We start from the raw sequence: 26,560 nt of genomic DNA on the forward strand, positions 1-26,560 counted from the left end.
ACGACGTTCATTCTGTCAGGTCTCGTCGGGGGCGTCGCGCAGGGTCGGGTCCCGGCCCTCGGACAGCTCGTCCCACGTCGTGCGGACCTCTCCACGCGGCCCGCTCGCGGGCTTGTCGCCCCGCTCGTAGCGACCCGAGAGGCCGGCCCACCTGCGGCTCGACACGGCTGCCGAGGCGGACCCGAGGGCCAGCAGGACCGCCGCGGCGACGGCCAGCCAGACCCACACGGTGCTCGCTCCGGTGGCGGCCGGAGCCGTCGTCCGGGCGAGCTCGCGGGCGACCGCGTCGGCGACGGTGTCGACCGGGCGCAGCGCGACGAGGACCGTCATGCCCAGGGCACCGAGCGAGGCCAGCACGAGGACGATCGCGGCGACGGCCCGGATGATGCGGCCACCCGTCATGAGGCCGAGCAGGGCCACGACGCAGACGGTCGTGAGACCGACGACCCCGGGTGCCGCGGTGCCGCCGGTCACGTCGGTGACCGCCTGGCTGAGGACGTCCTTGGACTCACCGCTCGCCCACGTGCGCGTCGTGAGGCCGAGCAGCAGGGCGGCGGGAACGAGGACGACGAGGGCCGCGCGCTTCTTGTCGAGGGCGCCGGGCCGGGTGCCGGACGGGGCTACGGACGTCATGGGCGGTGGTCTCCCAGCGGTCGCAGGCCCGCGGCGGCTGCCACGGCGCGCAGGGCGGCAGCGGCCTTGTTGACCGTCTCCTCGTACTCGAGGTGCGGCACGGAGTCGGCGACGATCCCCGCGCCGGCCTGGACGTGCGCGCGGCCGTCCTTGATGAGCGCCGTGCGGATGGCGATGGCCATGTCGAGGTCGCCGGCGAAGTCGAGGTAGCCGACGACGCCGCCGTAGAGACCGCGCCGCAGTCCCTCGTAGGCGTCGATGAGGGCCATGGCCCGCGGCTTGGGGGCCCCGCTCAGCGTGCCGGCGGGGAACGTGGCGACGAGCGCGTCGTAGGCGCTCTGGTCGTCGCGGAGGTCACCGACGACGGTCGACTCGATGTGCATGATGTGGCTGTAGCGCCGGATCGACATAAAGTCGACGGTGTCGACGGTGCCGGCGCGGCAGATGCGCTGGAGGTCGTTGCGGGCGAGGTCGACGAGCATGAGGTGCTCGGCCCGCTCCTTCGCGTCGCCGAGCAGCTCCTCGGCGAGGTGCGCGTCGTGGTCGGGACTCTTGCCCCGCGGGCGCGACCCGGCGATGGGGTGGGTGATCGCCTGACGTCCCGTCACCTTGATGAGCGCCTCGGGGCTCGAGCCGACGATGTCGTAGGCCGTGCCGTCGGGATGAGGGAGCCGCAGGAGGTACATGTAGGGGCTCGGGTTGCTGACCCGCAGCGCGCGGTAGACGTCGAGGGCGTCGGCCCGGCAGGGCACCGTGAAGCGCTGGGAGACGACGATCTGGAAGGCCTCGCCGGCCCGGATCGCCTCCTTGGCCTCCTCGACCATCTCCTCGTACTCGGCCTGCGTGTGGCTGCTCGTCGGGTTGCTGTGGGTGGGCTCGATCGTGGCGACGGTGCTCGGCGCGGGGGCCGCGAGCTCGTCGGTCATCCGGTCGAGACGGCTCACGGCATCGGCCCACGCGTCCTCGATGCGCTCGTCGGTCGCGTCGTGGTTGACGGCGTTGGCGATGAGCAGCAGTGAGCCGTCGCTGTGGTCGAAGACCGCGAGGTCGGTGGCGAGCATCATCGCGACCTCGGGCAGGTCGAGCTCGTCGCGGCCGCCGTCGGGGACCTTCTCCCAGCGGCGGACGGCGTCGTAGGTGATGGCCCCGACGAGTCCACCGGTCAGGGGCGGCAGACCCGGCGTACGAGGCGTCGCGAGGGCGGCCACGGTGTCGCGGACGGCCGCGGTCGGGTCCCCGTCGGTGGGCAGCCCGACCGGCGGCTCGCCGATCCAGTGGACCCGGCCGTCCTTCTCGGTCAACGTCGCCGCGCTGCGCGCCCCGACGATCGAGTAGCGCGACCAGACGCCGCCGTGCTCCGCGGACTCGAGCAGGAACGTGCCCGGGGCGTTTTTGGCGAGCTTGCGGTAGACGCCGACCGGCGTCTCCGCGTCGGCGAGCACCCGGCGTACGACCGGGATGACGCGACGGTGCTCGAGCGCCAGCTCGGTGAAGACCTCGAGGCTCGGCCACGTGCGTCCCCACGCGAGGTCGGCGTGTGGCGCGGGCGCGGCGGCGAGCGAGGTGTTCGAGTCGGGCACCGAGCCATTCTGGCCCACGCGGTCGTATGCCGTGTCCCCGCCTCACCCGTCGAACACGCCMGGCCGCTCCCCACCACCCTCGAGTGAGCGCCCAACCCCACTCGAGTGAGCGCCGGGTCACAGGACGACCTGAGACCCCCGTCACTCGAGTGGGACGGAGCGCTCGCTCGACGTGGGGGCTCAGGCGCTGGGCGTGGGCTCGCCGACGGTGGCGGGGAGGACGCGAGCGTCGAAGCAGGTGCGGTCCCCCGTGTGGCAGGCCGCACCGACCTGGTCGACGCTCACGAGAAGGGCGTCGCCGTCGCAGTCGAGACGCACGCCCTTGACCCACTGCACGTGGCCGCTCGTGTCGCCCTTGCGCCAGTACTCCTGACGGCTGCGCGACCAGAACGTCACCCGGCCCTCTCCGAGCGTGCGGCGCAGGGCCTCGTCGTCCATCCAGCCGACCATGAGGACGTCGCCCGTGTCGTGCTGCTGCACCACGGCGGCCACGAGGCCGTGCTCGTCGCGCTTGAGCAGCTCGGCGATCTGCGGGTCGAGCGTCGAGGGGTCGGGCGTGGCAGCTGGCGTCGGGTCGAGGGCGTCGGTCACCCGCCCATTCTGCCGCCGCCCGGACCGAACCCGGCACTCGGTCTCGCGGTCAGAGCGCCTGCTGCTGGGCGACCCAGGACTCGTGGAGCCGTGAGTAGACGCCTCCGAGCCGGACGAGCTCGGTGTGGTGGCCGCGCTCGACGATGCGACCCGCATCGACGACGATCACCTCGTCGGCGGCCTGGGCCGTCGAGAGCCGGTGCGCGATCGCGATGGAGGTGCGCCCGCGGGTCAGCGAGTCGAGGGCGCGCTGGATCCGCACCTCCGTGCTCGGGTCGACGGCCGACGTCGCCTCGTCGAGGACGAGCAGGTCGGGGTCGGCGAGGTAGGCGCGGGCCAGCGCGACGAGCTGGCGCTCGCCGGCCGACAGCGACTCGCCACGCTGGCCGACGTCGGTCGCCAGACCGAGCGGGAGGGTCGAGACCCACGGGTCGAGACCGAGCTCGGTGAGGGTGAGGCGCACGACCTGCTCGCTCGCCTGCGGACGGCCGAAGCGGATGTTGTCGAGCAGCGTGCCGTCGAAGAGGAAACCCTCCTGGGGGACGAGCACGACGCGGGAGCGCAGCGACGAGAAGCGGATCGTGCGCAGGTCGACGCCGTCGAGGAGCACCTGCCCGCTGCTGGAGTCCATGAGCCGGGTGAGCAGCTTGGCGAGGGTCGACTTGCCCGACCCGGTCTCACCGACGATCGCGACGCGGCTGCGCGGCGCGATCGTCAGGTCGATGTCGTGGAGCACGGGCGCGCCACCGGGGTAGGCGAAGCCGACCTCGTTGAACTGCACCGTGATCGGTCCGCGCGGCAGGGTGACGCCGGAGTCGCCCGGGTCGGAGACGTCGGCGGGGGTGTCGATGATGCCGATGACCCGGCGCCAGCCGGCGACGGCGTTCTGCATCTCGTTGAGGATCTCGGTGGCCTGTTGGACCGGCTGGGTGAAGAGGTTGACGAGGAAGAGGAAGGCGAGCAGCTCGCCCAGCGTCAGGCTGCCGCGGGCCGCGAGCACGGTGCCGACGACGAGGACGACTGCCGTGGTGAGTCCGGAGACGAGCTGCCCCGACGTGAACGCCACGACCGAGCGGGCCTGGGCGCCGATGGCCGCCTTGCGGTGCGCCTCGACCGCGGCGTCGATGCGCTCGGCGGTGCGGTCCTCGACGCCGTAGGCGCGGATGGCCTGCGCCCCGACGACGGCCTCCGAGATGGCTCCGAGCATGTCGCCGACGCGTTCGCGCACCTTCGTGTAGGCCCGGCCGACGATGCCCTGGAACTTGCGGATGATGACGAAGAGCGGCACGAAGCACAGCCACACGACGAGGCCGAGGAGCGGGCTGTAGACGACCATGAGCACCGTCGCGAGGGAGATCTGCGCGATGTTGATCATGAGCATGAGCCCGCCGAACTGCACGAACATCGAGATCGTGTCGACGTCGGACGTGACGCGGGAGACGAGCGACCCGCGCCGCTCGGTGTTCTGGGTGAGCATCGCAAGGTCGTGGATGTGCCGGAAGGCCCTGAGCCGCAACGTCGCCAGGCCGTTCTCGGACGACCGGAAGAGGCGGATGTTGACGAAGTAGGCGGAGACCGCCGTCACGGCGACGCCGACGAGCGCGATGCCGATGTAGATGGCCACGACCTGGGTGTCGGGACCGCCCTCGGCGAGGAGGCCCTCGTCGGTGATGCGCTGGACGACGAACGGCACGAGCACCCGGCCGAGGGTCGAGAGCACGGCGAGCAGCACGGTGACCCAGATGCCCTTGCGCAGCTCCGGTGAGAGCTCGACACCACGACGCAGGGTCTGCCACGTCGTCATCTCCTTGCCGGTGGCGACGCCGTGGTGCTCGACGAGGACCTGGGACCGCATGCTCATCGGGAGACCTCCTCGGCGGCGTCGACACCACGCCCGTGGTCGTCGTGCTCCTCGGCGGCCGCGATGGCCTGGCGCTCGGCGGCCTCGCGGGCGTATGCCGTGACGAGCCGCTCGTAGCCGACGCACCGGCCGAGGAGCTGGTCGTGGGAGCCGTGGTCGACGACCCGACCGCCCTCGAGGTAGACGACCTCGTCGGCGAGCAGGATCGTGGCCATGCGGTAGGCGACGACGAGGACCGTGGTGCCCGAGCTCGCCTCGCGCAGCCGGGCCAGGATGGCCTGCTCGACGCTGGGGTCGACGGCCGACGTGGCGTCGTCGAGGATGAGCAGCTGCGGCTCCCGGATCACGGCGCGCGCCAGGGCGATGCGCTGGCGCTGCCCACCGGAGAGGCTCGCCCCGCGCTCGCCGACGTGGGTCTCGAGACCGTCGGGCAGCTTCTCGACGAAGCCGGCGCCCTGCGCCACGTGCAGCGCGCGCCACACGCTCTCGTCGTCGTGCTCGGCCCCGAGGGTGATGTTGCCCCTGACGGAGTCGTCGAACATGAAGGTCTGCTGCGCGACGAGCGCGGCGACGTCGCTGATGCCGCCGCGGCGCACCTCGCGCAGGTCGACGTCGTCGACCAGCACGGCTCCCGAGTCGGGGTCGACGAGCCGCATGACGAGGTTGGTCAGCGTCGACTTGCCGCTGCCCGTGGGTCCGACGATCGCGACCGTGGCCCCGGGTGCCACGTCGAGGGTGACGTCGACGACCGCGGGGTTGCGGTCGGCCTCGCCCGTCTCGGTCTCGATCTCGTAGGCGTACGCGAGTCGCTCGGCCTGCAGGTGGCTCGCGGCGCCCCGGGGCAGCGCCCGGTCACCGAAGGTCATGCTGCCCGTCGCGTCGAGGACCGCCGAGACGCGCTTCCATCCGACGACGGCGCGCGGCAGCTCGGCGAGAACCCAGCCGAGGGCGCGGACGGGGAAGGCGAGGATGGAGAAGAGGTAGGCGACCTGGATGACCTGACCGGCCGTGAGCACGCCACTGCTCACGCGGAGCGTGCCGACGAAGAGCACGGCGAGGGTGCCGATCGTGGGGATCGCCTCGATGGCAGGGTCGAAGCGGCCACGCGTGCGGCCGACCTCGATGTTGGCGTCGCGCAGCTCGTGGGTGACGCCGCGGAAGCGCTCGGCCTCGTGGTCCTCTCGGCCGAGCGACTTGACGATGAGCGCCGCCTCGAAGCTCTCGTGGGCGACCTCGGAGACGTCGGCGCGCAGCTGCTGCGCTCGAGTGACCCGCGGCGACATGGCTCGCTGGAAGGCCACGTTGGCCAGGAAGAGCATCGGGAAGACGGTGAGCCCCACGAGCGCGAGCCAGGGGTCGACGATGACCATCTGGACGATGCCGAACACGAGCATCACCACGACTCCGAGGGCCATCGGCAGCGGCGCGAAGATGTTCCACGTCGCCTCGACGTCGGCGTTCGCGTTGGAGAGCAGCTGACCCGACGGGTGCTTGTGGTGCCAGCTGAGCGGGAGCCGGAGGTACTGGCGGGTGACCTGGCCGCGGTACATCGCGCCGAGGTTGTACATGGCGACGCCGCCGGCGATGCGACGGCCGATGACACCGATGATCGTCGTGAGCACGACCGCCGCCATGACGCCGCCGATGAACCACAGCTGGGACGCCGTGACGTACCCGGCCTCGATGGCGGGCGACACGGCGTGCTGGACGACGAAGCCGATGGCCGCCGCGGTCAGGCTCGTCATGACGCCGTAGACGACGCTGCCGACCACGGCGAGGGAGAACCAGCGAGGCTGGCCCTTGATGCCCCGGCCGATGACGGCGAGACCCTCCCGAAGGGTCGAGGTGGGCGGGACGTTCACGGTGTGCTGCTCCCCTGGTGACGTGCTCTGTGGTCGACCCCTCAGCCTCTCACGTGCCGGCGACACCCTCGGCACCAGTCCCTCTGACCCAGAGCCACTCGGCGCCGTCCGCAGCGTCCTGCGCTTCGCGCCGCAGGAAGCCGAGGCGCGCCAGGACCCGGTGGCTCGCGACGTTGTCGGGCTCGGTGTGCGCGACCACGGAGAGTCCGGCCGCCTCGAGCGAGCGCACGAAGCCGGACAGGACGTCGGTCATCAGGCCCCCTCGTCGGGCGTCCGCGACGAGGCCGTAGCCGACCTCGACGACGCCCTGCTCCGGTGGCCCGAAGCAGCCGATCGAGCCGACGACGAGCCCGTCGCTCCTGCGCACGATGTGGCGCGGGGACCACGCGTCGGGGCCGGAGGGCATCATCCCGATGGCGTCGAGGTCGTCCTCACGCGGGTAGCCCTTCGCCCACTCGGCCCGTCGCTCCCCCGCGCGCATCGCCGCGGCCTCCTCGGCCGTCACCGGCACGAGCCTGGCGTCCCGTGTCTCGATCGGTCCGGGGCCGATCGGCTGCGCCGGGGCGTCGGTCCGGACCCAGTGCCGCAGGACGCCCTCCCGCTCGTCCTCCAGGACGCCGCCGCACGACGTGATGGTCCGCGCGGAGGCCGTGTTGGTCGCGTCGCACGTCACGAGGACGGGGTCGATCCCGCGGGACGCGGCGAGGCGGAGCGCGAGACCCAGCGCGGCGCGGGCGATCCCCTGGCGTCGGGCAGCCGGCGACACGGCATACCCGATGTGCCCACCCTCGGCGACGAGGGACGGGGTGAGCGCGTGGCGCACGGCGATCGTGCCGACGACGCGACCGTCACGGACGACCCACCGGTTCGACGACGGCACGCGGCCCTCCGGGAGCGCCGCGTCGGACCGCTCCATCCGGCCGAGCCAGTCGACCCACTCCTCGAAGGCCTCGCGGTCGCGCAGCAGGTCGCGGTCGCCCGAGCGGTAGCTCGAGCCGTGGATGGTCTCGCCGGCGAAGTCGTCGACCATCTCCCACCACGAGTCGGACAGGTCGACGGTGGGGCGCACGAGCTCGATCACCGTCCGACCCTAGGCACAGACCCTCGCCCCGGCCACCGAGATTCGGTCGTGGCCGACGCCCTGAGAGGATGGCGTCATGACGCGCCACGCCCAGTCCGAACGCCTCCTGCTCTGCGACGAGCTCGACCGGCTCGGACCCGACCAGCCGACACTGTGCGAGGGGTGGGAGACGCGTGACCTGGCAGCCCACCTGCTGGTCCGCGAGCACCGGCCCGACCTGACGGCCGGGCGCTTCGTCCCGTTCCTCGCGGGTCACCTCGAGAAGGAGCAGGGCAAGATCGCGCACGGCGACTACTCGGCGCTGGTCGACCGCGTCCGCCGGGGCGCCCCGGTGTGGAACCCCATGGCGCACCCCAAGGTCGACGAGGTGACCAACCTCATCGAGTTCTTCGTCCACCACGAGGACGCCCGCCGCGCCCAGCCCGGCTGGGAGCCGCGCGAGCTGTCGCCCCAGCTGTCGGGCAAGCTCTGGTCGGCGCTCAAGCGCTCGTCACGCCTGATGTTCCGGAAGGCGCCGACGGGGATCGTGCTCATCGCCGAGGGCCAGGGCCGCTACGCCGCCAGGCTGCCCGACGAGCACGGCACCGTCGTGCTCCGCGGGACGCCTGCGGAGCTCGTGCTCTACGCCTACGGCCGCAAGAGCGTGGCGCGCGTCGAGTTCGAGGGCGACGCGGACGACATCGCTGCGCTCCAGAAGACCGCCCTCGGCATCAGCTGACCCACCGGCAACCGGCCGGACGGCATCAGCGGACCGTCACACCGGCTGCGCGCAGGGCGTCCTTGACGTCGCCGACGGTGAGCTCGCGGAAGTGGAAGACGCTCGCGGCGAGCACGGCGTCCGCCCCAGCGGCGACCGCGGGTGCGAAGTGCTCGACGCGTCCGGCGCCCCCGCTCGCGATGACGGGCACCGACACGGCTGCGCGCACGCGCCGGATCAGCTCGAGGTCGAAGCCGTCCTTCGTGCCGTCGGCGTCCATCGAGTTGAGCAGGATCTCGCCCGCCCCGAGCTCCGCGGCCCGCGCGCACCACTCGACGGCGTCGAGGTCGACCGGCGTGCGGCCCCCGTGCGTCGTCATGACGAAGTCGTCGGTGGGCCGGCCGTCGTCGCCGAGTCGCCGGCGGACATCGGCCGACAGGACGAGCACCTGTGCGCCGAACCGTGCCGCGATCTCGGAGATCAGCTCGGGTCGGGCCAGGGCGGCGGTGTTGACCCCGACCTTGTCGGCGCCGGCGCGCAGCAGGCGGTCGACGTCGTCGACGGTGCGCACGCCACCTCCGACGGTGAGTGGGATGAAGACCTGCTCGGCCGTCCGGCGCACGACGTCGTAGGTGGTCTCTCGGTCACCGCTGCTCGCCGTGACGTCGAGGAAGGTCAGCTCGTCGACGCCCTGGTCGTCGTAGAGCTTCGCGAGCTCGACGGGGTCGCCGGCGTCACGGAGGTTCTCGAAGTTGACGCCCTTGACGACGCGCCCCGCGTCGACGTCCAGACAGGCGATGACTCTCGTGGCGACCGGCATGCGACAAATCTAGGCCAGCCCGGGTGACCATCACTGGTCGGTAGGGTCACGCCCATGTGGGACGAGGTGACGCGGCCGCCGCGCGAGGACCACGTCGCCGCCGTCGTGTCCCTCGCGCTCGTGGCGGAGCCCCGCTGCGGTGACGTCGTCGTCATCGCCCTCGACGGGCCCAGCGGCGCCGGCAAGACGACGCTGGCCCGCGGGATCGAGCTCGCGCTGGCGCCGAGGGGTCCCGTCGCCGTCGTCCACATGGACCACCTCTACCCGGGCTGGGACGGGCTGGCCCAGGCACCCGGGCTGCTCACGGTGCAGGTGCTCGAGCCGATGGCGCGCGGCGAGCGGGCGACCTACCGGCTGTGGAGCTGGGTCCGCGAGCAGTGGTCGGGCACGCGCGACGTGCCTCCGTGCACCTTCCTCGTCGTCGAGGGGTGCGGCTCCAGCGTGGAGCCTGCGGGGTCGTATGCCGCCGTGTCCGTCTTCGTGGACGCCGACACCGCGTTGCGGATGCGCCGCGGGATCGACCGCGACGGTGAGGCCTACCGACCCCAGTGGCAGCGCTGGGCCGACCAGGAGTCGGCGCTCTTCAGCGCCGACGCGACGAGGGAGCGCGCGGACCTCGTCCTCGACACATCTAGTCTCTGATGGTGCTTCGACGAGACCGACCGCTCCGCCCCCTGCCGCCCGTCTGGGTCATGGCCCTCGCGCTCGTCGCCGTCGCCGCGAACCTCCGGATCGCGATCACGAGCGTCCCTCCGCTGCTCGACGCGATCTCCGCCGACCTCGGCCTCAGCCACGCCGCGGCCGGGGCACTCACGACCCTGCCGGTCCTCTGCATGGGGCTCTTCGCGCCGGTCGCGAGCCGGATCGCCCACCACACCGGGGCGGCCGCTGCGGTGCTCGGAGCGGTCATCAGCATCCTCGTCGGCACGGCCAGCCGCTTCGCCGGCGACCACGTCGTCGTGCTCTACGCGGGGACCTTCCTCTGCGGCGTCGGGATCGCCGTCGCCGGCACACTGCTGCCGAGACTCGTCAAGACCTTCTTCCCACCCGAGCGCACCGGTCTCGTCACGGGCCTCTACATGCTCGCGATGATGGGTGGGGCGGCCCTCAGCTCGGCGCTCGCCGTGCCGCTCGCCGACCGACTCGGCAGCTGGCAGGCCTCGCTGGGTTCGTGGTCGGTCATCGCCCTCGTCGGTGCCCTCGCGTGGGCGCCGTTCACCATGCGCGCCAACCCGCACCACACGCCGGACGAGGAAGGCCCGGGCCGGCTGCCGTGGCGGCACCACACGGCCTGGCTCGTCGCGGGCTACCTCACCCTGCAGTCGTGGTGCTTCTACTCGGCCGTCACGTGGCTCGCCCCGACCTACGTCGAGCACGGCTGGTCGCGCGGCTCGGCGGGCTATCTCGCGGCGGTCTTCAGCGGGGCCCAGATCGTCTCGGGCCTGCTCGGTCCGGTCGTCAGCGACCGCACCCGTGACATGAGGCGGCTCCTGTGGCCGGCCGCGGTGCTCGGGATCGCCGGCTCCGTCGGGATCTGGGTCGCACCACTCTCGGCGCCGTGGGTGTGGGCGGTCGTCACCGGGCTCGGTCAGGGCGCCGCCTTCTCCCTCGCGCTCGTGCTCCTCGTGCGCTACGCCCGCACCCCCGAGGCGAGCGGGCGCCTGACCGGCATGGCGTTCCTCATCTCCTACGGCCTCGCCTCGATCGGACCCCTGGCGATGGGGCTCGTGCGCGACGTCACCGGGAGCCTGTCGCTCGTCTGGGGCATCCTCGCCGCCATCGGGGTCGTCCAGCTCTTCGTCGTCCAGCGTCTGCGGCCCGACCTGCGCCGCGTGGAGTGAGCGCCGCGTGAGGGTCGGGTGACGCCGGGACCGAACCGGTCGTTCGCCTCCCGACCCCCACATCTGGGGCTCGTGGTGCGCTTGGGACGAGCCAATTAGGGCGAAACGGCGTACAAAGGACGATTTGCCTGTGCAGAATGCTCGCCGGACGTGCTGACTGCAAGGAGACGGACGAATGCTGCCCCGCCCCACCCCGCTGCCCGAGCGAGACCGCGACGTCGACCGCAGGACGACCGGGCGCCTGCTCTCCGGCCTCGTCGTGACGGCCCTCCTCGCAGCAGTGCCGGGACTCGCGACCGCGCCGACGGCATCCGCGGCCTCCGTCACCGCCGTCGCGGCGGCACCGTCCCTCGCCGCCGTCACCGGCACCGCCCCCACGGCGATCAGCCTGTCCGTCGTGGCGGGCCCGACCCGGGGCGGCACGACCGTCGAGCTGTCGGGCACCGGCGTGGGCGCGACGACGACGGCTTGGTTCGGCTCGACCGCCGTCACCCGCATCACGAAGGTCTCGAGCACCCGCGTCCGGGTCGTCACCCCCGCGCACCCCTTCGGCGTGGTCAACGTCCGCGTCGCCACCCCGGCCGGCACGTCGCCCGTCTCGTCACGCGCGACCTTCGCCTTCGACGCCGTCCCGTCCGTGTCCTCCCTGTCGTCCCGCTCCGCCACGACGCGCGGCGGCACCACCGTGACGCTGACCGGCACCGGGCTCTACCGCACGAGCGCCGTGCTCTTCGGCGCCACCCCCGCGGGGGGCCTCACCCGCCTGTCGGCGACGCAGGTCCGCGTCACGGTTCCGGCACACGCGGCGGGCGCCGTCGACGTCCGGGCCACGACGCCGGGCGGCACCTCCCCGGTGGCCTCCGGCGCCCGCTTCACCTACACCGCTCCCCCCGTCGTCACCCCGCCGGCGGTGACGGGCCTCTCCGTCTCCGCCGGTCCGCTGCGCGGGGGCACGGTCGTGACCCTGACGGGCACCCGGTTCACGGGCGCGACCGCGGTGACCTTCGGCGCGACGACGGCCCGCTTCACGGTGCTGTCCGCGACCCAGGTCCGCGTCACCTCACCGGCCCGCCCCGCCGGCCTCGTCAACGTGCACGTCCGGACCGCCGCCGGCATCTCGTACGGCTACTCCGCGAACAGCTTTGCCTACGAAGCGGTCCCGACCCTGACGGGGATCTCCTCCGCCTCGGGCCCCACAGCTGGTGGGGTCACCGTGACCCTGACGGGCACCGGTCTCAGCCGGGCCACGCGCGTCGCGTTCGGCTCCACGGCCACGACGAAGGTCGTGCCGGTCTCGGCGACCGCGCTCCGGGTCACGACGCCGGCCCGTCCCGTGGGGACCGTCGACGTACGCGTGACCACCCCGGGCGGCACCTCGGCCGTGACCTCACGAGCCCGTTACGGCTACCAGGCACCGCCGGCCGTCGCGTCGCTGTCGGCCACCGCCGGACCGGTCCGTGGTGGCACCGTCGTCACGCTCACCGGGACCCGGTTCACGGGCGCGACCCGTGTCGACTTCGGCGGCACGCCCGCACGCTTCACCTTCGTGTCGGCCACGAGCATCCGCGCCACGACACCCGCCCACGCTGCCGGGGTGGTCGCCGTCGCCGTGACGACCCCGTACGGCACGTCGCCCGAGCACACGTCGAGCACCTTCGCGTTCGACCCGGTCCCGGCCATCACCGCCCTGTCCCCTCAGACGGGTCCTCCGTCCGGGGGCACCGTCGTGACGCTGACCGGCACGGGTCTGAGCCGGGCGACCGCCGTCCGCTTCGGCTCGGTCGCGGCGACCAACCTCGTCCGCGTCTCAGCAACGACGCTGCGCGCCACGACGCCGCGCCACGCCTCCGGACCCGTCGACGTCCAGGTCACCACCCCGGGGGGCACCTCTGCCACCGGGGTCGGCGCCCGCTTCGCCTACGGCTCGCCTCCGGTCGTCGGCGCGCTGTCCACCACGGCGGGCCCGCTCCGCGGCGGCACGGTCGTGACGATCACCGGCGCCCACCTGTCCGACGCCACCGCGGTCCGCTTCGGCAACGTCGCCGCCACCGGTCTCGTGCGGGTCTCGGACACCAGCCTCCGGGTCACCGCCCCGGCGCAGGCCGAGGGGACGGTGTCCGTACGCGTCACCAATCCCAACGGCACGAGCCCCGAGTCCGCCGGCGGGCGGTTCACCTACGTCGGCGTGCCCGCCGTGTCCGCCCTGTCCGTCCCGGCGGGGCCGCTGCGCGGCGGCACCGTCGTCACCGTCACGGGCACCCGCCTCGGCCTCGCGACGGGCGTGGACTTCGGCGGTGTGGCCGGCACCGGGCTCGTCCGGGTTTCCGATACGACGCTGCGGGTCACGGCACCCGCCCAGGCCGTCGGCACGGTCGACGTCCGCGTCACGACTCCCGGCGGCGTGTCACCGGCTGCCGCTGCCGTCCGGTTCACCTACCAGGCCGTGCCGACCGTCACCTCGGTCTCCCCCACCCTGGCACCCACGAAGGGCGGCGGCACCGTCGTCCTCAGCGGGACGGCCTACGACCGCGTCTCGTCCGTGACGTTCGGAGGCGTCGCCGCCACCGCGGTGACGCGCCTCTCGGCGACCCAGCTGCGGGTCACCCTGCCGGTCCACGCCGAGGCTGACGTGGACGTGCGCGTCACGACTCCCGGTGGCACCTCGCCCGTCGTTCCCGGGGGCCGCTTCAGCTTCCAGGACCCGCCGGTCGTCGCCTCGGTCTCGCCGGCCTCAGGTCCGCTGGCCGGTGGCACGGTCGTCACCCTGCGCGGCACGTCGTTCACCGACGTGCGCGACGTCCTCTTCAACGGGGTCGCGGCGAGCTCGTTCACCCGGGTCTCGGCCACCCAGCTGACCGCGGTGGTCCCGGCCCGCATCGCCACCGGCCCGATCCCGATCCGCGTCACGACACGCGCCGGCACCGTCGTGCGCACCGACGGCTTCACCTACGTCGCCGGCGCGACGCTGCAGTCCGGACAGTGGCTCTCCTCCGGCACGGCGCTGCGGTCATCCACCGGCGCGTACCTCGCAACGATGCAGGCGGATGGCAACCTCGTCGTCACGACCTCGGCGGGTGTCCGACGCTGGACGAGCGCCACGCCGGGCGCCGGCAACCGCCTCGCGGTCCGGGCCGACGGCAACGTCGTCATGCTCCGCACCAACGGCACGGTCGCGTGGTCGAGCGGGACCACCGGCTGGACGGGCGGCCTGCTCACGCTGACCAACGACGGCCTGCTCCAGGTGCGCCAGGGCACGACGACCGTGTGGGACCACCGTGGCTACCGCTACGACCGGATGCTGCCCGGCCAGGTGCTGCGCTCGGGCGAGTCGATCCTGTCGACGAGCAAGGCGTGGCTGCTGACGATGCGCACCGACGGCAACCTCGTGCTGACCTCCGCCGCCGGAGTGCGCCAGTGGGCGGCCTTCACGACGGGCGCCGGGAGCACGGCCACGATGCAGACCGACGGCAACTTCGTCGTGCGCAACTCGCGCGGGGTGACGCTGTGGTCGACCCGGACGAGCGGGAGCGGGTCGGTGGTGCGCGTGCTCGGCAACGCCAACGTCGCCATCTACCGCTCCACCACCGTCACCTGGGCCATCACCGGCGGGCCGGCACCCACCGGCTGGAAGTGCTACTCCCGTGCGACCCAGGACTGCATCGAGCGGTTCGGCTACTACGGCCAGCGCGCGTGGAACTACCCCGTCGACCCGTGGGGCAACAACTGCACGAACTTCTCCGCGTACCGCCTCTCGCGTGACGGGGTCAAGAACCCCGGCAACCTCGGCAACGCGACGAACTGGGACACGAACGCCCGGGCCAAGGGCTTCGCCGTCGACCAGAAGCCCCGCGTCGGCGACATCGCCCAGTGGAACTCCAACCACGTCGCGTACGTGGACTGGGTCAGTGCCGACGGCGACACCGTCGCGATCTCCGAGAGCGGTTACGGCGGAACGGTCCTCGGCGCCACGTACACGTCGATGAGCGGTCGGCGCATCCTCGAGCGAGGCAGCTACTCCTGGCCTTCGAACTTCATCCACTTCCGTTGACAGAGAGCCCTCGGGACCCCGTGCGGTCCCGAGGCCTTGTCGCGTTGCCCGCGGGATGGGAGCCTGCGACGGTGACACGGACCATCTACGACGCCGTCGGCGGGATGCGCGCCCTCGTCGCCCTTGCGCACGCCTGGCACGAGCGCGTCCTCGCCGACCCGGTCGTGTCGCACGCCTTCTCGCACGGCTTCCACCCCGACCACACGACGCGGCTCGCGGCGTACTGGGGCGAGGCGCTCGGCGGGCCGCCCACCTACACGGGGTCCGTGGCGACCGAGTCGACGGTCGTGCGGCTGCACTCGGGCAACGGTCCGCACCAGGAGATGGACGAGCGGGCGCTCGAGTGCTTCGAGCGAGCCGTCGAGGACGCCGGACTCTCCGACGACCCGGACGTGCGCCACGCGCTCGTCGCGTACTTCAGCTGGGCAGTGGGCTACATGGGCACCTACCACGGGTCGGCCGACGACGTCCCCGACGGCCTGACCGTGCCGCAGTGGTCGTGGGACGGCCTGGTGGACGGCACCGACTCCCGGGCGACGGCCTCGTCGGCTCAGCCCCAGTAGTCGTCGATCGCCGCGGGTCCCTCGTCGCCGCCGGCAGACGTACGCCGCTCGGTGACCGTGAGACGACCCCGGTAGAAGAGCATCGGCCGGCCCGACTCACCGTCCTCGAGGTCGAGGACCCGGCCGACGACGACGTCGTGGTCCCCGGCGACGTGCACCTGCTCGACCGAGCAGTGCACGCGCATGAGCACGCCCGGGAGGCTCGGGCCACCATGGTGCGACGGCTCCCAGTCCAGGGAGTCGAACCGGGCCCCGCCGGCCGAGCCGAAGCGCGCGATGAGGTCGCGCTGCTCGTGCCCGAGCACGTTGACGGTGAAGCGCCCGTCGTCGCGCATGCGCGGCCACGACCGGCCGCGGTGGTCGGCGCAGAAGAGCACGAGCGGCGGGTGCAGGGAGACCGACGCGAACGACTGGCAGGCGAAGCCGACGGGCTCACCGCCCTCGGCGAACCCGGTCACGATCGTCACCCCCGTGGCGAAATGGCCGAGTGCGTGGCGCATCCGCTCCGGCGTCGGCTCACCCGTCTGCCCAGCCGTCATGCCGGATCCTGCCGCGGACCGGGCTCACGCGCCTCGCCGAACGCCTGGACGAGCGCCGCGAGACGAGAGGCCTCCCGGCCGGCGAGCGGACCGTCGGCCTTCTGGATCGCCATGACCGCGACGGTGTCGCCGTCCTCGAGGTCGAGGGTGACCCAGGGCTCTCCCCCGCCGAACTGGATGCCGACGACCTCGGGCCACTCGAGCGTGCGGGTGAGCACGAGGTTGCGCACGACGAGCCCGGCGCGGCTCGGCACCGCGCGGATCGACGCGTACCGCCAGGCGAGGAAGGCGATCGCGACACCGAGTCCGAAGAACATGAGGCGGTCGCCGAGCCCCCACCGGCCGTCGACCTGCGCCGGCATGACGACGGCGATGATGCCGAAGACGGCGAGCGAGGACCAGACCACGCCGAGGGCGACGCCCCGTCCCCGCTTGGGCCGGAAGGGCGCCCACGCGGCGGAGTCGGCGGCCGGGTCGTGCTCCGGCCGGGAGGAGGGCTGCTGCGTCATCGGTTCACGTCCGTCGTCCCCGTCGTGCGTCACAGCCGGCAGGCGGCGATGTCGGTCACGAGGATCGCCCGCGCGCCCAGGTCGTAGAGCTCGTCCATGAGTCGGTTGCGCCCGATGCGAGGCACCATGGCACGCACGGCGACCCACGCCTCGTCCTGCATCGGCGAGACCGTGGGCGACTCGAGGCCCGGGGTCAGCCGGCAGGCCCGGTCGACGAGGTCCTTCGGGCAGTCGTAGTCGAGCATGACGTACGTGCGGGCCGTGATGACGCCGGCGATGCGCCGCTGGAGCACCTCGATGGCCTGGTCCTCGCCTGGGCGGTCGCCGCGGATGAGGACGGCCTCGGACTGCAGGATCGGCTCGCCGAACACCTCGAGGCCCTGCTGGCGCAGGGTCGTCCCGGTCTCGACGACGTCGGCGATGCAGTCGGCGACCCCGAGGGTGATGGCCGTCTCGACCGCACCGTCGAGGCGCACGACCTCCGCGGCGAGCCCACGAGCGGCGAGGTCGGAACGCACCAGACCGGCATACGACGTGGCGACGCGCTTGCCCGCGATGTCGTCGACGGTGGCCACGTGGCCGGGCTTGCCGGCATACCGGAAGGTCGAGGCGCCGAAGCCGAGAGACATGACCTCGACGGCGCTCGAGCCCGAGTCGAGCAGCAGGTCACGACCGGTGACGCCTGCGTCGACCGTGCCGGACCCGACGTAGACCGCGATGTCGCGGGGGCGCAGGTAGAAGAACTCGACGTCGTTCTCGGCGTCGGCGACGACGAGCTCCTTGGTGTCACGGCGTACGCGGTAGCCCGCCTCGCGCAGCAGCTCGACGGTCGCGTCGGAGAGAGAGCCCTTGTTGGGCACGGCGATTCGCAGCATGGAGTGAACAGTCCTCAGAGGTGGGAGTAGACGTCGTCGAGCGAGATGCCCTTGGCGAGCATGAGGACCTGCAGGTGGTAGAGGAGCTGGCTGATCTCCTCGGCGGCCTCGTCGTTCGACTGGTACTCGGCGGCCATCCACACCTCGGCCGCCTCCTCGACGATCTTCTTGCCGATCGCGTGGACGCCGGCGTCGAGCTGCGCGACGGTGCCCGAACCCTCGGGTCGCGTCTGCGCCTTCTCGGCCAGGTCGGCATACAGCTGCTCAAAGCTCTTCACGGTGCCCCAGCCTACGGGCCGTGCAGCCGTGTCCCGGACGGTGCTCACGTCGTGGCGACGCCGCGGAGGGCGACGACGGTCGCGACGGCCGCCGACGCGGCCTCGTGGCCCTTGTCCTCGGCGGAACCGGGGAGCCCGGCGCGGTCGAGCGCCTGGGCCTCGTCGTCGCACGTGAGCACGCCGAAGCCGATCGGCGTGCCCGTGCGCACCGAGACGTCGGTGATGCCGACGGTCGCGGCCTGGCAGACGTAGTCGAAGTGTGGCGTGCCGCCGCGGATGACGACCCCCAGCGCGACGAGCGCGTCGTAGCGGTCGGCGAGGGTCGCGCACGCGACCGGCAGCTCGAACGTCCCGGGGACGCGGACGACGTCGACGTGCGTGACCGCGGCATCCGCGAGGCCACGACGCGCGCCGTCGAGGAGGCCGTCCATGACCACGTCGTGCCAGCTCGCCGCGACGACGGCGACCCGCAGCCCGGTGCCGTCGGTGCTGTTGGTGGGGGCGCCGTCCTTCATGCCGTCTCCTTGCCGTGCCGGTCGGTGGGGACCGGGATGTCATGGCCCATGCGCTCGCGCTTGGTCGTGAGGTACTGCTCGTTGTCCGCGCCCATCGGTCCGTGGAGCCGCTCGATCGCGACGACGTCGAGCCCGAGGTGGCGCAGCGCCGAGACCTTGTTGGGGTTGTTCGTCAGGAGGACGACCTGCGTCGCACCGAGGTCGTGCAGGATCGCCGCACCGGCGGCGTACTCCCGCGCGTCGACCGGAAGGCCGAGAGCCGTCTGGGCATCGACGGTGTCGGCGCCGGCGTCCTGCTGGGAGTACGCGCGGAGCTTGTCGACGAGCCCGACACCCCGGCCCTCGTGACCGCCGAGGTACACGACGACGCCGCCGTCGCGCCCGACGCGCGCCAGCGATGCCTGCAGCTGGGGTCCGCAGTCGCAGCGCAGCGACCCGAACGCGTCGCCGGTCAGGCACTCGGAGTGCAGGCGCGTGACGACGGGGCCGCCGCGGCCGCGGCCCTGCAGCCCGCGCGGGCTGACGAGGGCGACGTGCTCGTCGCCCGTCAGGGTGTCGCGGTATCCGTGGGCGGTGAACGTGCCGTGCACCGTCGGGATGCGGGTGGTCGCGAGGCGCTCGACGCGGTCGAGGCGCTGCCGGTGGTCGATGAGCTGCTCGATGGTGATGACGGGCAGGCCGAACTCGCGGCCGAGCCCGACGACGGCGTCGAAGCGCATCATCGTCCCGTCGTCGTGGACGAGCTCACCGATGACCCCGACCGGCGAGAGGCCCGCGAGCCGGGTCAGGTCGACCGCCGCCTCGGTGTGGCCGGGACGGGTCAGCACGCCTCCGTGGCGGGCGCGCAGCGGCAGGATGTGCCCGGGTCGGATGAGGTCGGCGGGCACCGAGTCGACGTCGGCGAGCACCCGGACGGTGTGCAGGCGGTCGGCCGCGCTGATGCCCGTGGTGACGCCTGACGCCGCATCGACGGACACGGTGTAGGCGGTCCGCAGCGGGTCGCGGTTCTCGGCGACCATGAGCGGCAGCTCGAGCCGGTCGGCGATCTCGTCGGGCATCGGCGCGCAGAGGTAGCCGGACGAGTGGCGGATGGTCCATGCCATCCAGTCCTCGGTGGCGGTCTCCGCCGCGAGGACCAGGTCGCCCTCGTTCTCGCGGTCCTCGTCGTCGAGGACGAGGACGGGCCGGCCGGCCTGGAGGGCCTCGAGGGCCTCCTCGACGGTGGAGAGGGTGGTCATGACTCGACCTCCTGTCGGTCGGTCTGTCGGTGGCTGAGCAGTCGCTCGACGTACTTCGCGATGACGTCGACCTCGAGGTTGACGACGTCGCCGACCCCCTTGTGCCCGAGCGTGGTCAGGTCGAGCGTCGTGGGGATGAGCGAGACGCCGAACGCGTCGTCACCGACGTGGGCGACGGTGAGCGAGACCCCGTCCACCGTGATCGAGCCCTTCTCGACCACGTATGCCGCGAGGCCCGGTGGGAGCGTGAAGTCGACCGTCTCCCAACGGTCCCCGGGCGTTCGCGCCGTGATGGTGGCAGTCCCGTCGACATGGCCCTGCACGACATGACCACCGAAGCGACCGTCGGCCGGCATCGCGCGCTCGAGGTTGACGCGGTCACCGGGGGCCAGGACCCCGAGACTGCTGCGGTCGAGGGTCTCGGCCATGACGTCGACCGTGAAGCCCGCGGCGTCGTGCTCGGTCACGGTGAGGCAGACGCCGTTGACGGAGATGGAGGCGCCGTGGGTGGCGTCGCTGACGACGAGGGGGCCGTCGATGCGCAGCACGGCCGAGTCGGCGCCGTGCTCGATGGCGGCCACGGTGCCGAGCTCCTCGACGATTCCGGTGAACATGACTGTCTCCTCAGGGTTCTGCGTGCACTCGCGGGTGGGCGCCGGCGTGGATGCGGACGTCTCCCCCGACGACCGTCACGTCGACGAGATCGAGGCGTCGGACGTCCGCGATGGAGATGATGCCGAGGTCGGCCACGGCAGCGCGGCCCGACCCGAGCAGCGCCGGGGCGACGTAGGCGTAGACGTCGTCGACGAGACCGGCGCGGAGGAACGCCGCGGCGAGCGTGGGGCCGCCCTCGAGCCAGACATCACGGATTCCGCTGTGCCACAACCGGTTCAGTGCCTCGCTAGGGTCGCGAGTTTTCAGGTGCAGCACCTCCCCAGGAGCGTCGTGGAGGCGCGCTCCGGCCGGAAGTGGACGCTCTCCCATGACGACGCGAAGGGGCTGCTGCGGCGCCAGCCCGCCACCCGGCATACGCACGGTGAGACGGGGGTCGTCGGCGAGCACGGTGCCCGTGCCGACGAGGACGGCGTCTCGGGTCGCACGCAGCGCGTGGACGTCGGCGCGAGCCGCCTCTCCCGTGATCCACTGGCTGCTCCCGTCGGCGGCCGCGCTCCTGCCGTCGAGGGTCGTGGCGAGCTTCCACGTGACGAGCGGTCGGCCGAGGGCCACGCTTCGTGCCCACCGGTCGTTGAGCGTGGCCGCCTCGTCGGCGAGCACACCTCCGGTCACGTGGATGCCGGCGGCGTGCAGCACCTCGGCGCCTCCCGCGGCGTCCGGGTTCGGGTCCGACTGAGCGAAGACGACCCGCGCAACACCCGCCTCGACGAGGGCCTCCGCGCAGGGACCGGTGCGGCCCGTGTGCGAGCACGGCTCGAGCGTCACGTAGGCGGTCGCCCCCCGGGCCGCGGAGCCTGCGGAACTCAGGGCCTCGATCTCGGCGTGCGGCGTCCCGGCCCCGTGGTGGTGGCCCTCGCCGACGACCAGGGCGCCGTCGGCCGCGACGATGACGCAGCCGACCCGCGGGTTGGGGTCGGGCCACGGCCCGGACGCGGCGAGCTGGAGGGCTCGTCGCATCCATGCCGGGGCGGCCGTGTCACCCATGGGTCAGCTCGACGTCCCGGTCAGCTGCGGCTCGACGTCGCGTTCGGCGACCCGTGACACCTTGACCCACTGGGTGAAGCCGTAGATGACGAAGAGGCCGTAGAAGGTGTAGAGCACACCGGTCGGCACGTAGTCGGTCGCGAAGGCGAACGGCACGCCGACGAGGTCGACGGCGATCCAGGCCAGCCAGAACTCGTTCCAGCCGCGCGCCATGGCGTACGTCGCGACGATCGAGCCGACGAAGATCCAGGCGTCGCACCAGTAGAACCACCACTCGGGCGTGAAGAACGGGTTCGGCGAGAGGTTCCACAGCCAGACGAAGGCCTGGTGCACGACGACCGTGCCGACGAGCCAGAAGACGACGACGGCGACGCGCTCGCGGCTCGTGGCCCAGCGAGGCGTGATCGCCACGCCGCTCGAGTCGTCGGCGTGGTTGAGCCTGCGGACCTGCGACCAGCGCCACCAGCCGTAGATGCTCGTGATGATGAAGAAGACCTGCCGGCCGGCCTGACCGAACAGCGGGATGCGCTCGTCGGCCCCGAAGACGGCACCGAGGTAGACGAAGAACAGCATGATGTTCGCGAGGATCCCCACCGGCCAGGCCAAGACCCACCGGCGCATGCCGAGGTAGGCGGACGCGAGCCCGATGAGGACACCGATCAGCTCGAGCCAGTGCAGCTGGTACTGGCCGATCGGGATGGTGGCGTCGATGGCCTGTTGGAAGACGTTCTTCGTCTCGTCGGCCAGAGCAAGAGCCTGCATGTGGTGTTCGTCCTTGGTCGTTCGTCGTGGCACGGACGAACTCCGGGGTGACTCCACACGCCACGCGGTCCGGACCCGGCCGGACGATGCCGACGGCCCAGGCCACGACGGCCTGTTTCGTGCTGCCTCCCATCCGGACTTTCACCGTCGGTCCCGGAATTTCACCAGGTCAACCGGCCGCTGGATGCGATCGGGTCGCGGACTGTAACCGCCGGCTCGGAATTACACCGACCCCGGAGCACGTAGAGCCAGTATGCACCCGCGTCCGTCGGCCGCGCACGCCGCGACCGCGTGATGGCCGCCACGGCAGCGGCGCCAGCCGTCCGTGACGGCGGCGCCCACGCGGTCAACGGCGTGGTCGTCGGCCACCGGGCGACAGGCCCCTCTGAGGCCACGACGAAAAGCTACGGCCGCGACGGAGAATCGCTCCCGGACCCCGTGTCGAAATCGCCCGTCGCCGTTCGTGTAGTAGGCATGACGCGGACAACAGGGTCCGCCGGACAGAAGGAGCCAGTCGTGGCCGAGTACCTCCTCTACTTCAACCAGCAGTGGGTGGGCGACCACTCCGAGGACTGGTTCCGCGGTCGCGGACCTCTCGCGATGGCGACCGTCGACGAGATGAAGGCTGCCGGCGTGTACGTCTTCGCCGGGGGTCTCGAGGAGGAGGACGGTCCCGTCTACCACGCCGATCCCTCCAGCGGCAGCGTGATGATCACCGACGGTCCCTACGTCGAGACGAAGGAGTTCCTCGGTGGCTTCGCCATCGTGGACGTGCCCGACGACGAGACCGCCAAGATGTGGGCCGGGAAGATCGCCGAGGCCTGCGGCTGGCCGCACGAGGTCCGCCGCTTCAAGCCGCAGCCGAAGGTCGACTGACCCTTCCGGGGTCACCGCCGCGTCAGTGCCGGTGCGTGAGAGCCAGCGCGCGCAGCTCGTCGACAGCGGCCGAGGCGTCCTCGGCGCCGTAGACGGCTGAGCCGGCGACGAACACGTCGGCTCCCGCCTCGGCGCACTGCTCGATCGTTTCGGCGCTGACGCCACCGTCGACCTGGATCCAGATCTCGCCGCCGTGGCGGCGCACCGCCTCGCGCACCTGGCGCACCTTGGGCATCTGGTCGGCCATGAAGGACTGCCCGCCGAAGCCGGGCTCGACCGTCATGACGAGCACCATGTCGAGGTCGGGCAGCAGGTCCTCGTAGGGCGCGAATGCCGTCCCGGGCTTGAGCGCCATCGACGCTCGAGCACCCGCGGCGCGCAGCGTCCGCGCCAGCGCGCGAGGGTCGCGTGCCGCCTCGACGTGGAAGGTCACCGACTGGCACCCCGCCTCGGCGTAGGCCGGCGCCCACCGGTCGGGGTCCTCGATCATGAGGTGCGCATCGATCGGGATCGGGCTCACCCCGAGCAGCGCCTCGACGACGGGCAGCCCGAGAGTGAGGTTCGGCACGAAGTGGGCGTCCATGACGTCGACGTGCGCCCAGTCGGCGTTCGAGATGCGCCCGAGCTCCGCCTCGAGGTTGGCGAAGTCGGCGGACAGGATGCTCGGTGAGATCTGCACGCGCACAGCCTAGGGGCGGGTGGCGGGCGTCAGGCACCGCCCTTGGTCGACACCGAGACGTGCGACTCCGACTCCGCCGTGAAAGGAGTGCGGTCCCAGTCCGCCCAGCGGTGCGTCAGGGTCAGGCTCGCGATGCACGCCATGAGGTCGAGCTCTGACGGCTACACGTAGCGGTGCGCCGAGGCGGCATACCTCGCCAGCTCCGACCCTGAGCGTCCTGCTGCCCCTTCCGGACGTCGTGGTGCGAGACCGACAGCTGCGACACGACGTCGACGGTGTCGAAGCCGACGCGGCGACTCCCGACGTGGAAGGGTACGGCGGTCTGGCCCGGCGGCATCCGACGCAGCTGCGGCACGAAGACCTCGACGACGAAGAGCGCCGGACCCTCCCCGGCGAGCTCGTGGAGCACGTCGACCGTGGGACCGAGGACGGCCGGCGCGAACATGTGGGCCGACCCCGCGTCGTACGTCGGTGCCACCCTCTCGTCGATGGGGCTGGGCTCGAGGTCGTCGGTCGCGTATGCCGTCACGGCCCCACCCTGCCCATCGCCAGGTCCGCGCGCGAGCGTTTTCGGGCCTACCGCTTGCGCAGCAGGGCGAAGAACATGGCGTCGGTGCCATGGACGTGCGGCCAGAGCTGGACGTAGGGCCCCTCGCCGAGACCCGGCAGCTCGCGTCCGGAGGCGTCGACGAAGAGCGGCCGCGCGTCGACGAGCTCGACGTCGTCGCGCCGCTTGAGGATGTCGGTGACGACGAAGCGCGTCTCGTTGAGGTGCGGGCTGCACGTCGCGTAGCCGACGAGGCCTCCGGGCGCGGTGGCCTCGATGCCGGACTCGAGCAGCTCGCGCTGCAGCCCGGCCAGGGCCGCCACGTCGCCGGGGCCACGCCGCCAGCGCGCCTCGGGTCGTCGGCGCAGGGCTCCGAGACCCGTGCACGGAGCGTCGATGAGGACGCGACTGAAGCCGCCCGGTTCGAGCTCGCCGAGCTCCCGGCCGTCCCCGTGTCGCACCTTGAGGCTCGTGTCGAGCTCGCGTGCCTCGGCACGGGCCGCGGCCAGGGTCTGCCAGACGAGGTCGGCACGGTGCTCGCTGATCTCGTTGGCCACGAAGGGGATCCGTCGCTCGATGGCGAGCGCTGCGAGCAGTCCCGCCTTGCCGCCAGGGCCCGCGCAGAGGTCGAGCCACCGCTCGTGCTCGGCGGCCTCACCCTCGGTGTCGGCGGCCGCGAGGGCGAGGACGAGCAGCTGCGAGCCCTCGTCCTGGACCGCGGCCCGCCCGTCGCGTACGGCAGAGATGGCTCCCGGGTCGCCCTCCGGCAGCGTCGCACCGACGGGGCTGAGCCCCGAGCGCTCCGCGCCGGCGTCCTCGAGCTCGTCGAGCGAGGCGAGGCCGGGTCGCGCGACGAGCGACACCTTGGCGGCGGCGTTGTCGCTCTCGAGCAACGCCGTCAGCGACTCCTCGACGTCGTCCGGACCTGCGGCGCCGTGCCCGATGAGGGCGGCTCGGAGGGCCTTGGCGATCCACACGGGGTGCGACGTGCGCAGCGCGAGACGCTCGACCGGGTCGACGACGCCGCGGGTGACCACGTCGATCCACTCGTCCGGCTCGCGTTCGCTGATGCGCCGCATGACGGCGTTGACGAAGCCGGCCGCGCCGGCCCCGTTGACCTGCCGGGCCAGGGCCACGGTCTCGTCGACGGCCGCGTGGCTGGGCACACGCATGCCGAGCAGCTGGTGCGCACCGAGCCGCAGGGTGTCGAGCACGTTGGCATCGATCTTGTCGACGGACCGACCCGCGGCGGACGCGATGATCGCGTCGTAGAGGCCGGAGAGTCGCGTCGCCCCGTAGACGAGCTCGGTGGCGAAGCCGGCGTCCCGCCCGCTGATCCGCTTGTCGCGCAACAGCTTCGGCAGCGTGAGGTTGGCGTAGGCGCCGTCGGCGACCTCACGCATCGCGGTGTAGGCGGCGAGCCGGGGCGCATCGGTGCGTCGGGCCCGCTCGGACGGTCGTTGCTCGGAACGGTGTCCGGCCGACCGCTCGCGAGCCTGCGGCCGCTGGCGCTCTCCGCGGCGCCCGTCGCCCGGTCGACCGTCGCCCCGTCGCTCGTCACTCATCGCCGACCCCCTCCCCTGCCCCGATGCGCGTGCCTCGGGCCCAGTCTGCGGCCGCCATCGGCTTCTTGCCGTGCGCCTGGACCGTGCCCAGACGGATCGGGTCGCTGCCCGTGCCGACGAAGACGGCCCTCTTCGTCACGAGGAGTGTGCCGGCTCCGAGCCGGGCGGAGTCGGGGACCTCTCCGGCGTCGACGACGCTCACCGGCGAGACCTTGAGCCGCTCGCCGCGGAAGGTGGTCCACGCGCCCGGCGCGGGCGTGCAGCCGCGCACGAGCCGGTCGACAGCGGTCGCCGGACGCGTCCACACGATGCGGGCGTCCTCGACCTCGATCTTCGGTGCGAGCGAGACGCCCTCGGACGGCTGGGGGACGGCTACGAGGTCGCCCGACTCGAGGCCGTCCAGGGTCGCGACGAGCAGGCCGGCCCCGGCTCCCGACAGCCGACCCAGCAGGTCGCCGGCGGTGTCGGTGGGCCTGATCGTCTCGGTCATGACGCCGAGCACCGGGCCGGTGTCGAGACCGCGCTCGATGACGAACGTCGACGCACCGGTCACCTCGTCGCCGGCCATGATCGCGTGCTGGACGGGTGCCGCGCCACGCCAGGCGGGCAGGAGCGAGAAGTGCAGGTTGATCCAGCCGAGACGTGGGATCGCGAGAGCGTCGGATGGGATGAGGTTGCCGTAGGCCACGACCGGGCACGCGTCGGGCGCGAGAGCCGTGAGGGCGTCGAGGAAGTCGGGGTCCTTGACGCGCGTCGGGGTGAGCACCCGGATCCCGAGCTCCTCGGCCCGGCGACGGACGGGCGAGGCCTCGAGCCGTCGACCGCGGCCCGAGGGTGCGTCGGGGCGGGTGACGACGCCGACGAGCTCGTGGCTCGAGGACGCGATGGCATCGAGGCTCGGCACCGCCGCGTCGGGGGTGCCTGCGAAGACGACTCTCATC

General features: G+C 72.5%; 26 protein-coding genes and 1 riboswitch. Of the genes, 6 read left to right on the forward strand and 20 right to left on the reverse strand.

Annotated features, from left to right (window positions below; translation table 11 throughout):
• Positions 1-15: 15 nt before the first annotated feature.
• From AB4Y83_RS06745 to AB4Y83_RS06770, 6 genes are all read right to left on the reverse strand, one after another.
• Positions 16-633: a Trp biosynthesis-associated membrane protein gene (locus AB4Y83_RS06745; protein WP_442296375.1), complete on the reverse strand. Its 618-nt coding sequence runs from the start codon at positions 631-633 to the stop codon at positions 16-18.
• The gene (locus AB4Y83_RS06750; protein ID WP_442296376.1) at positions 630-2,213 is read right to left on the reverse strand and encodes an anthranilate synthase component I; all 1,584 of its coding nucleotides are present in this window, start codon (positions 2,211-2,213) and stop codon (positions 630-632) included. The genes AB4Y83_RS06745 and AB4Y83_RS06750 overlap by 4 nt, the downstream gene beginning before the upstream one ends.
• Before the next feature lie 180 nt (positions 2,214-2,393).
• On the reverse strand, positions 2,394-2,804 hold the full coding sequence (gene hisI, locus AB4Y83_RS06755; RefSeq protein ID WP_442273653.1) for a phosphoribosyl-AMP cyclohydrolase: 411 nt from the start codon (positions 2,802-2,804) through the stop codon (positions 2,394-2,396).
• Between the two features lie 49 nt (positions 2,805-2,853).
• Positions 2,854-4,665, reverse strand: a complete 1,812-nt coding sequence (locus AB4Y83_RS06760; RefSeq protein ID WP_442296377.1) for an ABC transporter ATP-binding protein — start codon at positions 4,663-4,665, stop codon at positions 2,854-2,856.
• A complete protein-coding gene (locus AB4Y83_RS06765; protein ID WP_442296378.1) occupies positions 4,662-6,527 on the reverse strand; it encodes an ABC transporter ATP-binding protein in 1,866 nt (621 codons plus the stop codon). The genes AB4Y83_RS06760 and AB4Y83_RS06765 overlap by 4 nt, the downstream gene beginning before the upstream one ends.
• 49 nt (positions 6,528-6,576) lie before the next feature.
• Complete coding sequence (locus AB4Y83_RS06770) at positions 6,577-7,608, reverse strand: GNAT family N-acetyltransferase (protein WP_442296379.1); 1,032 nt, start codon at positions 7,606-7,608, stop codon at positions 6,577-6,579.
• A 76-nt stretch (positions 7,609-7,684) separates the two neighbouring features.
• Here AB4Y83_RS06770 and AB4Y83_RS06775 point away from each other — a divergent pair, with 76 nt between their 5' ends.
• Positions 7,685-8,326, forward strand: coding sequence for a TIGR03085 family metal-binding protein (locus AB4Y83_RS06775; protein ID WP_442273657.1), 642 nt, complete (start codon positions 7,685-7,687; stop codon positions 8,324-8,326).
• 25 nt (positions 8,327-8,351) lie between these two features.
• Here the strand turns inward: AB4Y83_RS06775 and hisF are convergent, their stop codons facing one another.
• Positions 8,352-9,125, reverse strand: a complete 774-nt coding sequence (hisF, locus tag AB4Y83_RS06780) for an imidazole glycerol phosphate synthase subunit HisF (protein WP_442296380.1) — start codon at positions 9,123-9,125, stop codon at positions 8,352-8,354.
• 54 nt (positions 9,126-9,179) lie between these two features.
• Here hisF and AB4Y83_RS06785 point away from each other — a divergent pair, with 54 nt between their 5' ends.
• The 4 genes from AB4Y83_RS06785 (at position 9,180) to AB4Y83_RS06800 (ending at position 15,577) form a co-directional block, all read left to right on the forward strand.
• Positions 9,180-9,767, forward strand: coding sequence for a uridine kinase family protein (locus AB4Y83_RS06785; protein WP_442273659.1), 588 nt, complete (start codon positions 9,180-9,182; stop codon positions 9,765-9,767).
• 2 nt (positions 9,768-9,769) lie between these two features.
• On the forward strand, positions 9,770-10,966 hold the full coding sequence (locus AB4Y83_RS06790) for an MFS transporter (protein WP_442296381.1): 1,197 nt from the start codon (positions 9,770-9,772) through the stop codon (positions 10,964-10,966).
• Positions 10,967-11,141: 175 nt separating this feature from the next.
• Positions 11,142-15,014, forward strand: a complete 3,873-nt coding sequence (locus AB4Y83_RS06795) for an IPT/TIG domain-containing protein (protein ID WP_442296382.1) — start codon at positions 11,142-11,144, stop codon at positions 15,012-15,014.
• 71 nt (positions 15,015-15,085) lie between these two features.
• Positions 15,086-15,577, forward strand: a complete 492-nt coding sequence (locus tag AB4Y83_RS06800; protein WP_442296383.1) for a group II truncated hemoglobin — start codon at positions 15,086-15,088, stop codon at positions 15,575-15,577.
• On the opposite strand, the gene AB4Y83_RS06805 is transcribed toward AB4Y83_RS06800, so the two are convergent.
• From AB4Y83_RS06805 to pnuC, 9 genes are read right to left on the reverse strand one after another with little or no spacing between them, the layout of a single operon-like run.
• Entirely contained in the window at positions 15,565-16,116 is a 552-nt protein-coding gene (locus AB4Y83_RS06805; RefSeq protein WP_056776542.1) for a flavin reductase family protein, read from the reverse strand. The two genes, AB4Y83_RS06800 and AB4Y83_RS06805, sit on opposite strands and share 13 nt — an antisense overlap.
• A complete protein-coding gene (locus AB4Y83_RS06810; protein ID WP_056827038.1) occupies positions 16,113-16,625 on the reverse strand; it encodes a PH domain-containing protein in 513 nt (170 codons plus the stop codon). The genes AB4Y83_RS06805 and AB4Y83_RS06810 overlap by 4 nt, the downstream gene beginning before the upstream one ends.
• Before the next feature lie 29 nt (positions 16,626-16,654).
• A complete protein-coding gene (hisG, locus tag AB4Y83_RS06815) occupies positions 16,655-17,500 on the reverse strand; it encodes an ATP phosphoribosyltransferase (RefSeq protein ID WP_056776539.1) in 846 nt (281 codons plus the stop codon).
• A gap of 14 nt (positions 17,501-17,514) precedes the next feature.
• Positions 17,515-17,778: a phosphoribosyl-ATP diphosphatase gene (locus tag AB4Y83_RS06820; RefSeq protein WP_442296384.1), complete on the reverse strand. Its 264-nt coding sequence runs from the start codon at positions 17,776-17,778 to the stop codon at positions 17,515-17,517.
• 44 nt (positions 17,779-17,822) lie between these two features.
• Positions 17,823-18,293, reverse strand: a complete 471-nt coding sequence (gene ribH, locus AB4Y83_RS06825; protein ID WP_442296385.1) for a 6,7-dimethyl-8-ribityllumazine synthase — start codon at positions 18,291-18,293, stop codon at positions 17,823-17,825.
• Complete coding sequence (ribB, locus tag AB4Y83_RS06830) at positions 18,290-19,531, reverse strand: 3,4-dihydroxy-2-butanone-4-phosphate synthase (RefSeq protein ID WP_442296386.1); 1,242 nt, start codon at positions 19,529-19,531, stop codon at positions 18,290-18,292. Before ribB ends, ribH begins: the two co-directional genes overlap by 4 nt.
• A complete protein-coding gene (locus tag AB4Y83_RS06835; protein WP_442273666.1) occupies positions 19,528-20,145 on the reverse strand; it encodes a riboflavin synthase in 618 nt (205 codons plus the stop codon). The genes ribB and AB4Y83_RS06835 overlap by 4 nt, the downstream gene beginning before the upstream one ends.
• A gap of 10 nt (positions 20,146-20,155) precedes the next feature.
• The gene (gene ribD, locus AB4Y83_RS06840; protein ID WP_442273667.1) at positions 20,156-21,190 is read right to left on the reverse strand and encodes a bifunctional diaminohydroxyphosphoribosylaminopyrimidine deaminase/5-amino-6-(5-phosphoribosylamino)uracil reductase RibD; all 1,035 of its coding nucleotides are present in this window, start codon (positions 21,188-21,190) and stop codon (positions 20,156-20,158) included.
• Between the two features lie 3 nt (positions 21,191-21,193).
• Positions 21,194-21,952, reverse strand: coding sequence for a nicotinamide riboside transporter PnuC (gene pnuC, locus AB4Y83_RS06845; RefSeq protein ID WP_056776522.1), 759 nt, complete (start codon positions 21,950-21,952; stop codon positions 21,194-21,196).
• A 116-nt stretch (positions 21,953-22,068) separates the two neighbouring features.
• Positions 22,069-22,197, reverse strand: a riboswitch (FMN riboswitch).
• A 271-nt stretch (positions 22,198-22,468) separates the two neighbouring features.
• On the opposite strand from pnuC, the gene AB4Y83_RS06850 reads away from it, so the two are divergent.
• Entirely contained in the window at positions 22,469-22,828 is a 360-nt protein-coding gene (locus tag AB4Y83_RS06850) for a YciI family protein (protein ID WP_056776520.1), read from the forward strand.
• A gap of 22 nt (positions 22,829-22,850) precedes the next feature.
• On the opposite strand, the gene rpe is transcribed toward AB4Y83_RS06850, so the two are convergent.
• From rpe to fmt, 4 genes are all read right to left on the reverse strand, one after another.
• Positions 22,851-23,507 (reverse strand): ribulose-phosphate 3-epimerase, encoded by a 657-nt coding sequence (rpe, locus tag AB4Y83_RS06855; protein ID WP_442273668.1) that lies wholly within the window; start codon positions 23,505-23,507, stop codon positions 22,851-22,853.
• A gap of 121 nt (positions 23,508-23,628) precedes the next feature.
• A complete protein-coding gene (locus AB4Y83_RS06860; protein WP_442273669.1) occupies positions 23,629-24,036 on the reverse strand; it encodes a hypothetical protein in 408 nt (135 codons plus the stop codon).
• Between the two features lie 47 nt (positions 24,037-24,083).
• Complete coding sequence (locus AB4Y83_RS06865; protein ID WP_442296387.1) at positions 24,084-25,619, reverse strand: RsmB/NOP family class I SAM-dependent RNA methyltransferase; 1,536 nt, start codon at positions 25,617-25,619, stop codon at positions 24,084-24,086.
• The gene (gene fmt / locus AB4Y83_RS06870; RefSeq protein ID WP_442273671.1) at positions 25,612-26,559 is read right to left on the reverse strand and encodes a methionyl-tRNA formyltransferase; all 948 of its coding nucleotides are present in this window, start codon (positions 26,557-26,559) and stop codon (positions 25,612-25,614) included. The genes AB4Y83_RS06865 and fmt overlap by 8 nt, the downstream gene beginning before the upstream one ends.
• Position 26,560 lies beyond the last annotated feature (1 nt).

This window comes from Terrabacter sp. RAF57, from assembly GCF_052113925.1.
Lineage (GTDB): Bacteria > Actinomycetota > Actinomycetes > Actinomycetales > Dermatophilaceae > Terrabacter.

Excerpts from the sequence above, each read along its gene's own strand:
- AB4Y83_RS06760 (WP_442296377.1), bottom strand. The coding sequence starts at position 4,665 with ATGAGCATGCGGTCCCAGGTCCTCGTCGAGCACCACGGCGTCGCCACC.
- hisF (WP_442296380.1), bottom strand. The coding sequence starts at position 9,125 with ATGCCGGTCGCCACGAGAGTCATCGCCTGTCTGGACGTCGACGCGGGG.
- AB4Y83_RS06805 (WP_056776542.1), bottom strand. The coding sequence starts at position 16,116 with ATGACGGCTGGGCAGACGGGTGAGCCGACGCCGGAGCGGATGCGCCAC.
- AB4Y83_RS06785 (WP_442273659.1), top strand. The coding sequence starts at position 9,180 with ATGTGGGACGAGGTGACGCGGCCGCCGCGCGAGGACCACGTCGCCGCC.
- AB4Y83_RS06835 (WP_442273666.1), bottom strand. The coding sequence starts at position 20,145 with ATGTTCACCGGAATCGTCGAGGAGCTCGGCACCGTGGCCGCCATCGAG.
- ribD (WP_442273667.1), bottom strand. The coding sequence starts at position 21,190 with ATGGGTGACACGGCCGCCCCGGCATGGATGCGACGAGCCCTCCAGCTC.
- AB4Y83_RS06775 (WP_442273657.1), top strand. The coding sequence starts at position 7,685 with ATGACGCGCCACGCCCAGTCCGAACGCCTCCTGCTCTGCGACGAGCTC.
- fmt (WP_442273671.1), bottom strand. The coding sequence starts at position 26,559 with ATGAGAGTCGTCTTCGCAGGCACCCCCGACGCGGCGGTGCCGAGCCTC.
- hisG (WP_056776539.1), bottom strand. The coding sequence starts at position 17,500 with ATGCTGCGAATCGCCGTGCCCAACAAGGGCTCTCTCTCCGACGCGACC.
- ribB (WP_442296386.1), bottom strand. The coding sequence starts at position 19,531 with ATGACCACCCTCTCCACCGTCGAGGAGGCCCTCGAGGCCCTCCAGGCC.
- ribH (WP_442296385.1), bottom strand. The coding sequence starts at position 18,293 with ATGAAGGACGGCGCCCCCACCAACAGCACCGACGGCACCGGGCTGCGG.
- AB4Y83_RS06865 (WP_442296387.1), bottom strand. The coding sequence starts at position 25,619 with ATGAGTGACGAGCGACGGGGCGACGGTCGACCGGGCGACGGGCGCCGC.
- AB4Y83_RS06745 (WP_442296375.1), bottom strand. The coding sequence starts at position 633 with ATGACGTCCGTAGCCCCGTCCGGCACCCGGCCCGGCGCCCTCGACAAG.
- AB4Y83_RS06810 (WP_056827038.1), bottom strand. The coding sequence starts at position 16,625 with ATGACGCAGCAGCCCTCCTCCCGGCCGGAGCACGACCCGGCCGCCGAC.
- AB4Y83_RS06795 (WP_442296382.1), top strand. The coding sequence starts at position 11,142 with ATGCTGCCCCGCCCCACCCCGCTGCCCGAGCGAGACCGCGACGTCGAC.
- pnuC (WP_056776522.1), bottom strand. The coding sequence starts at position 21,952 with ATGCAGGCTCTTGCTCTGGCCGACGAGACGAAGAACGTCTTCCAACAG.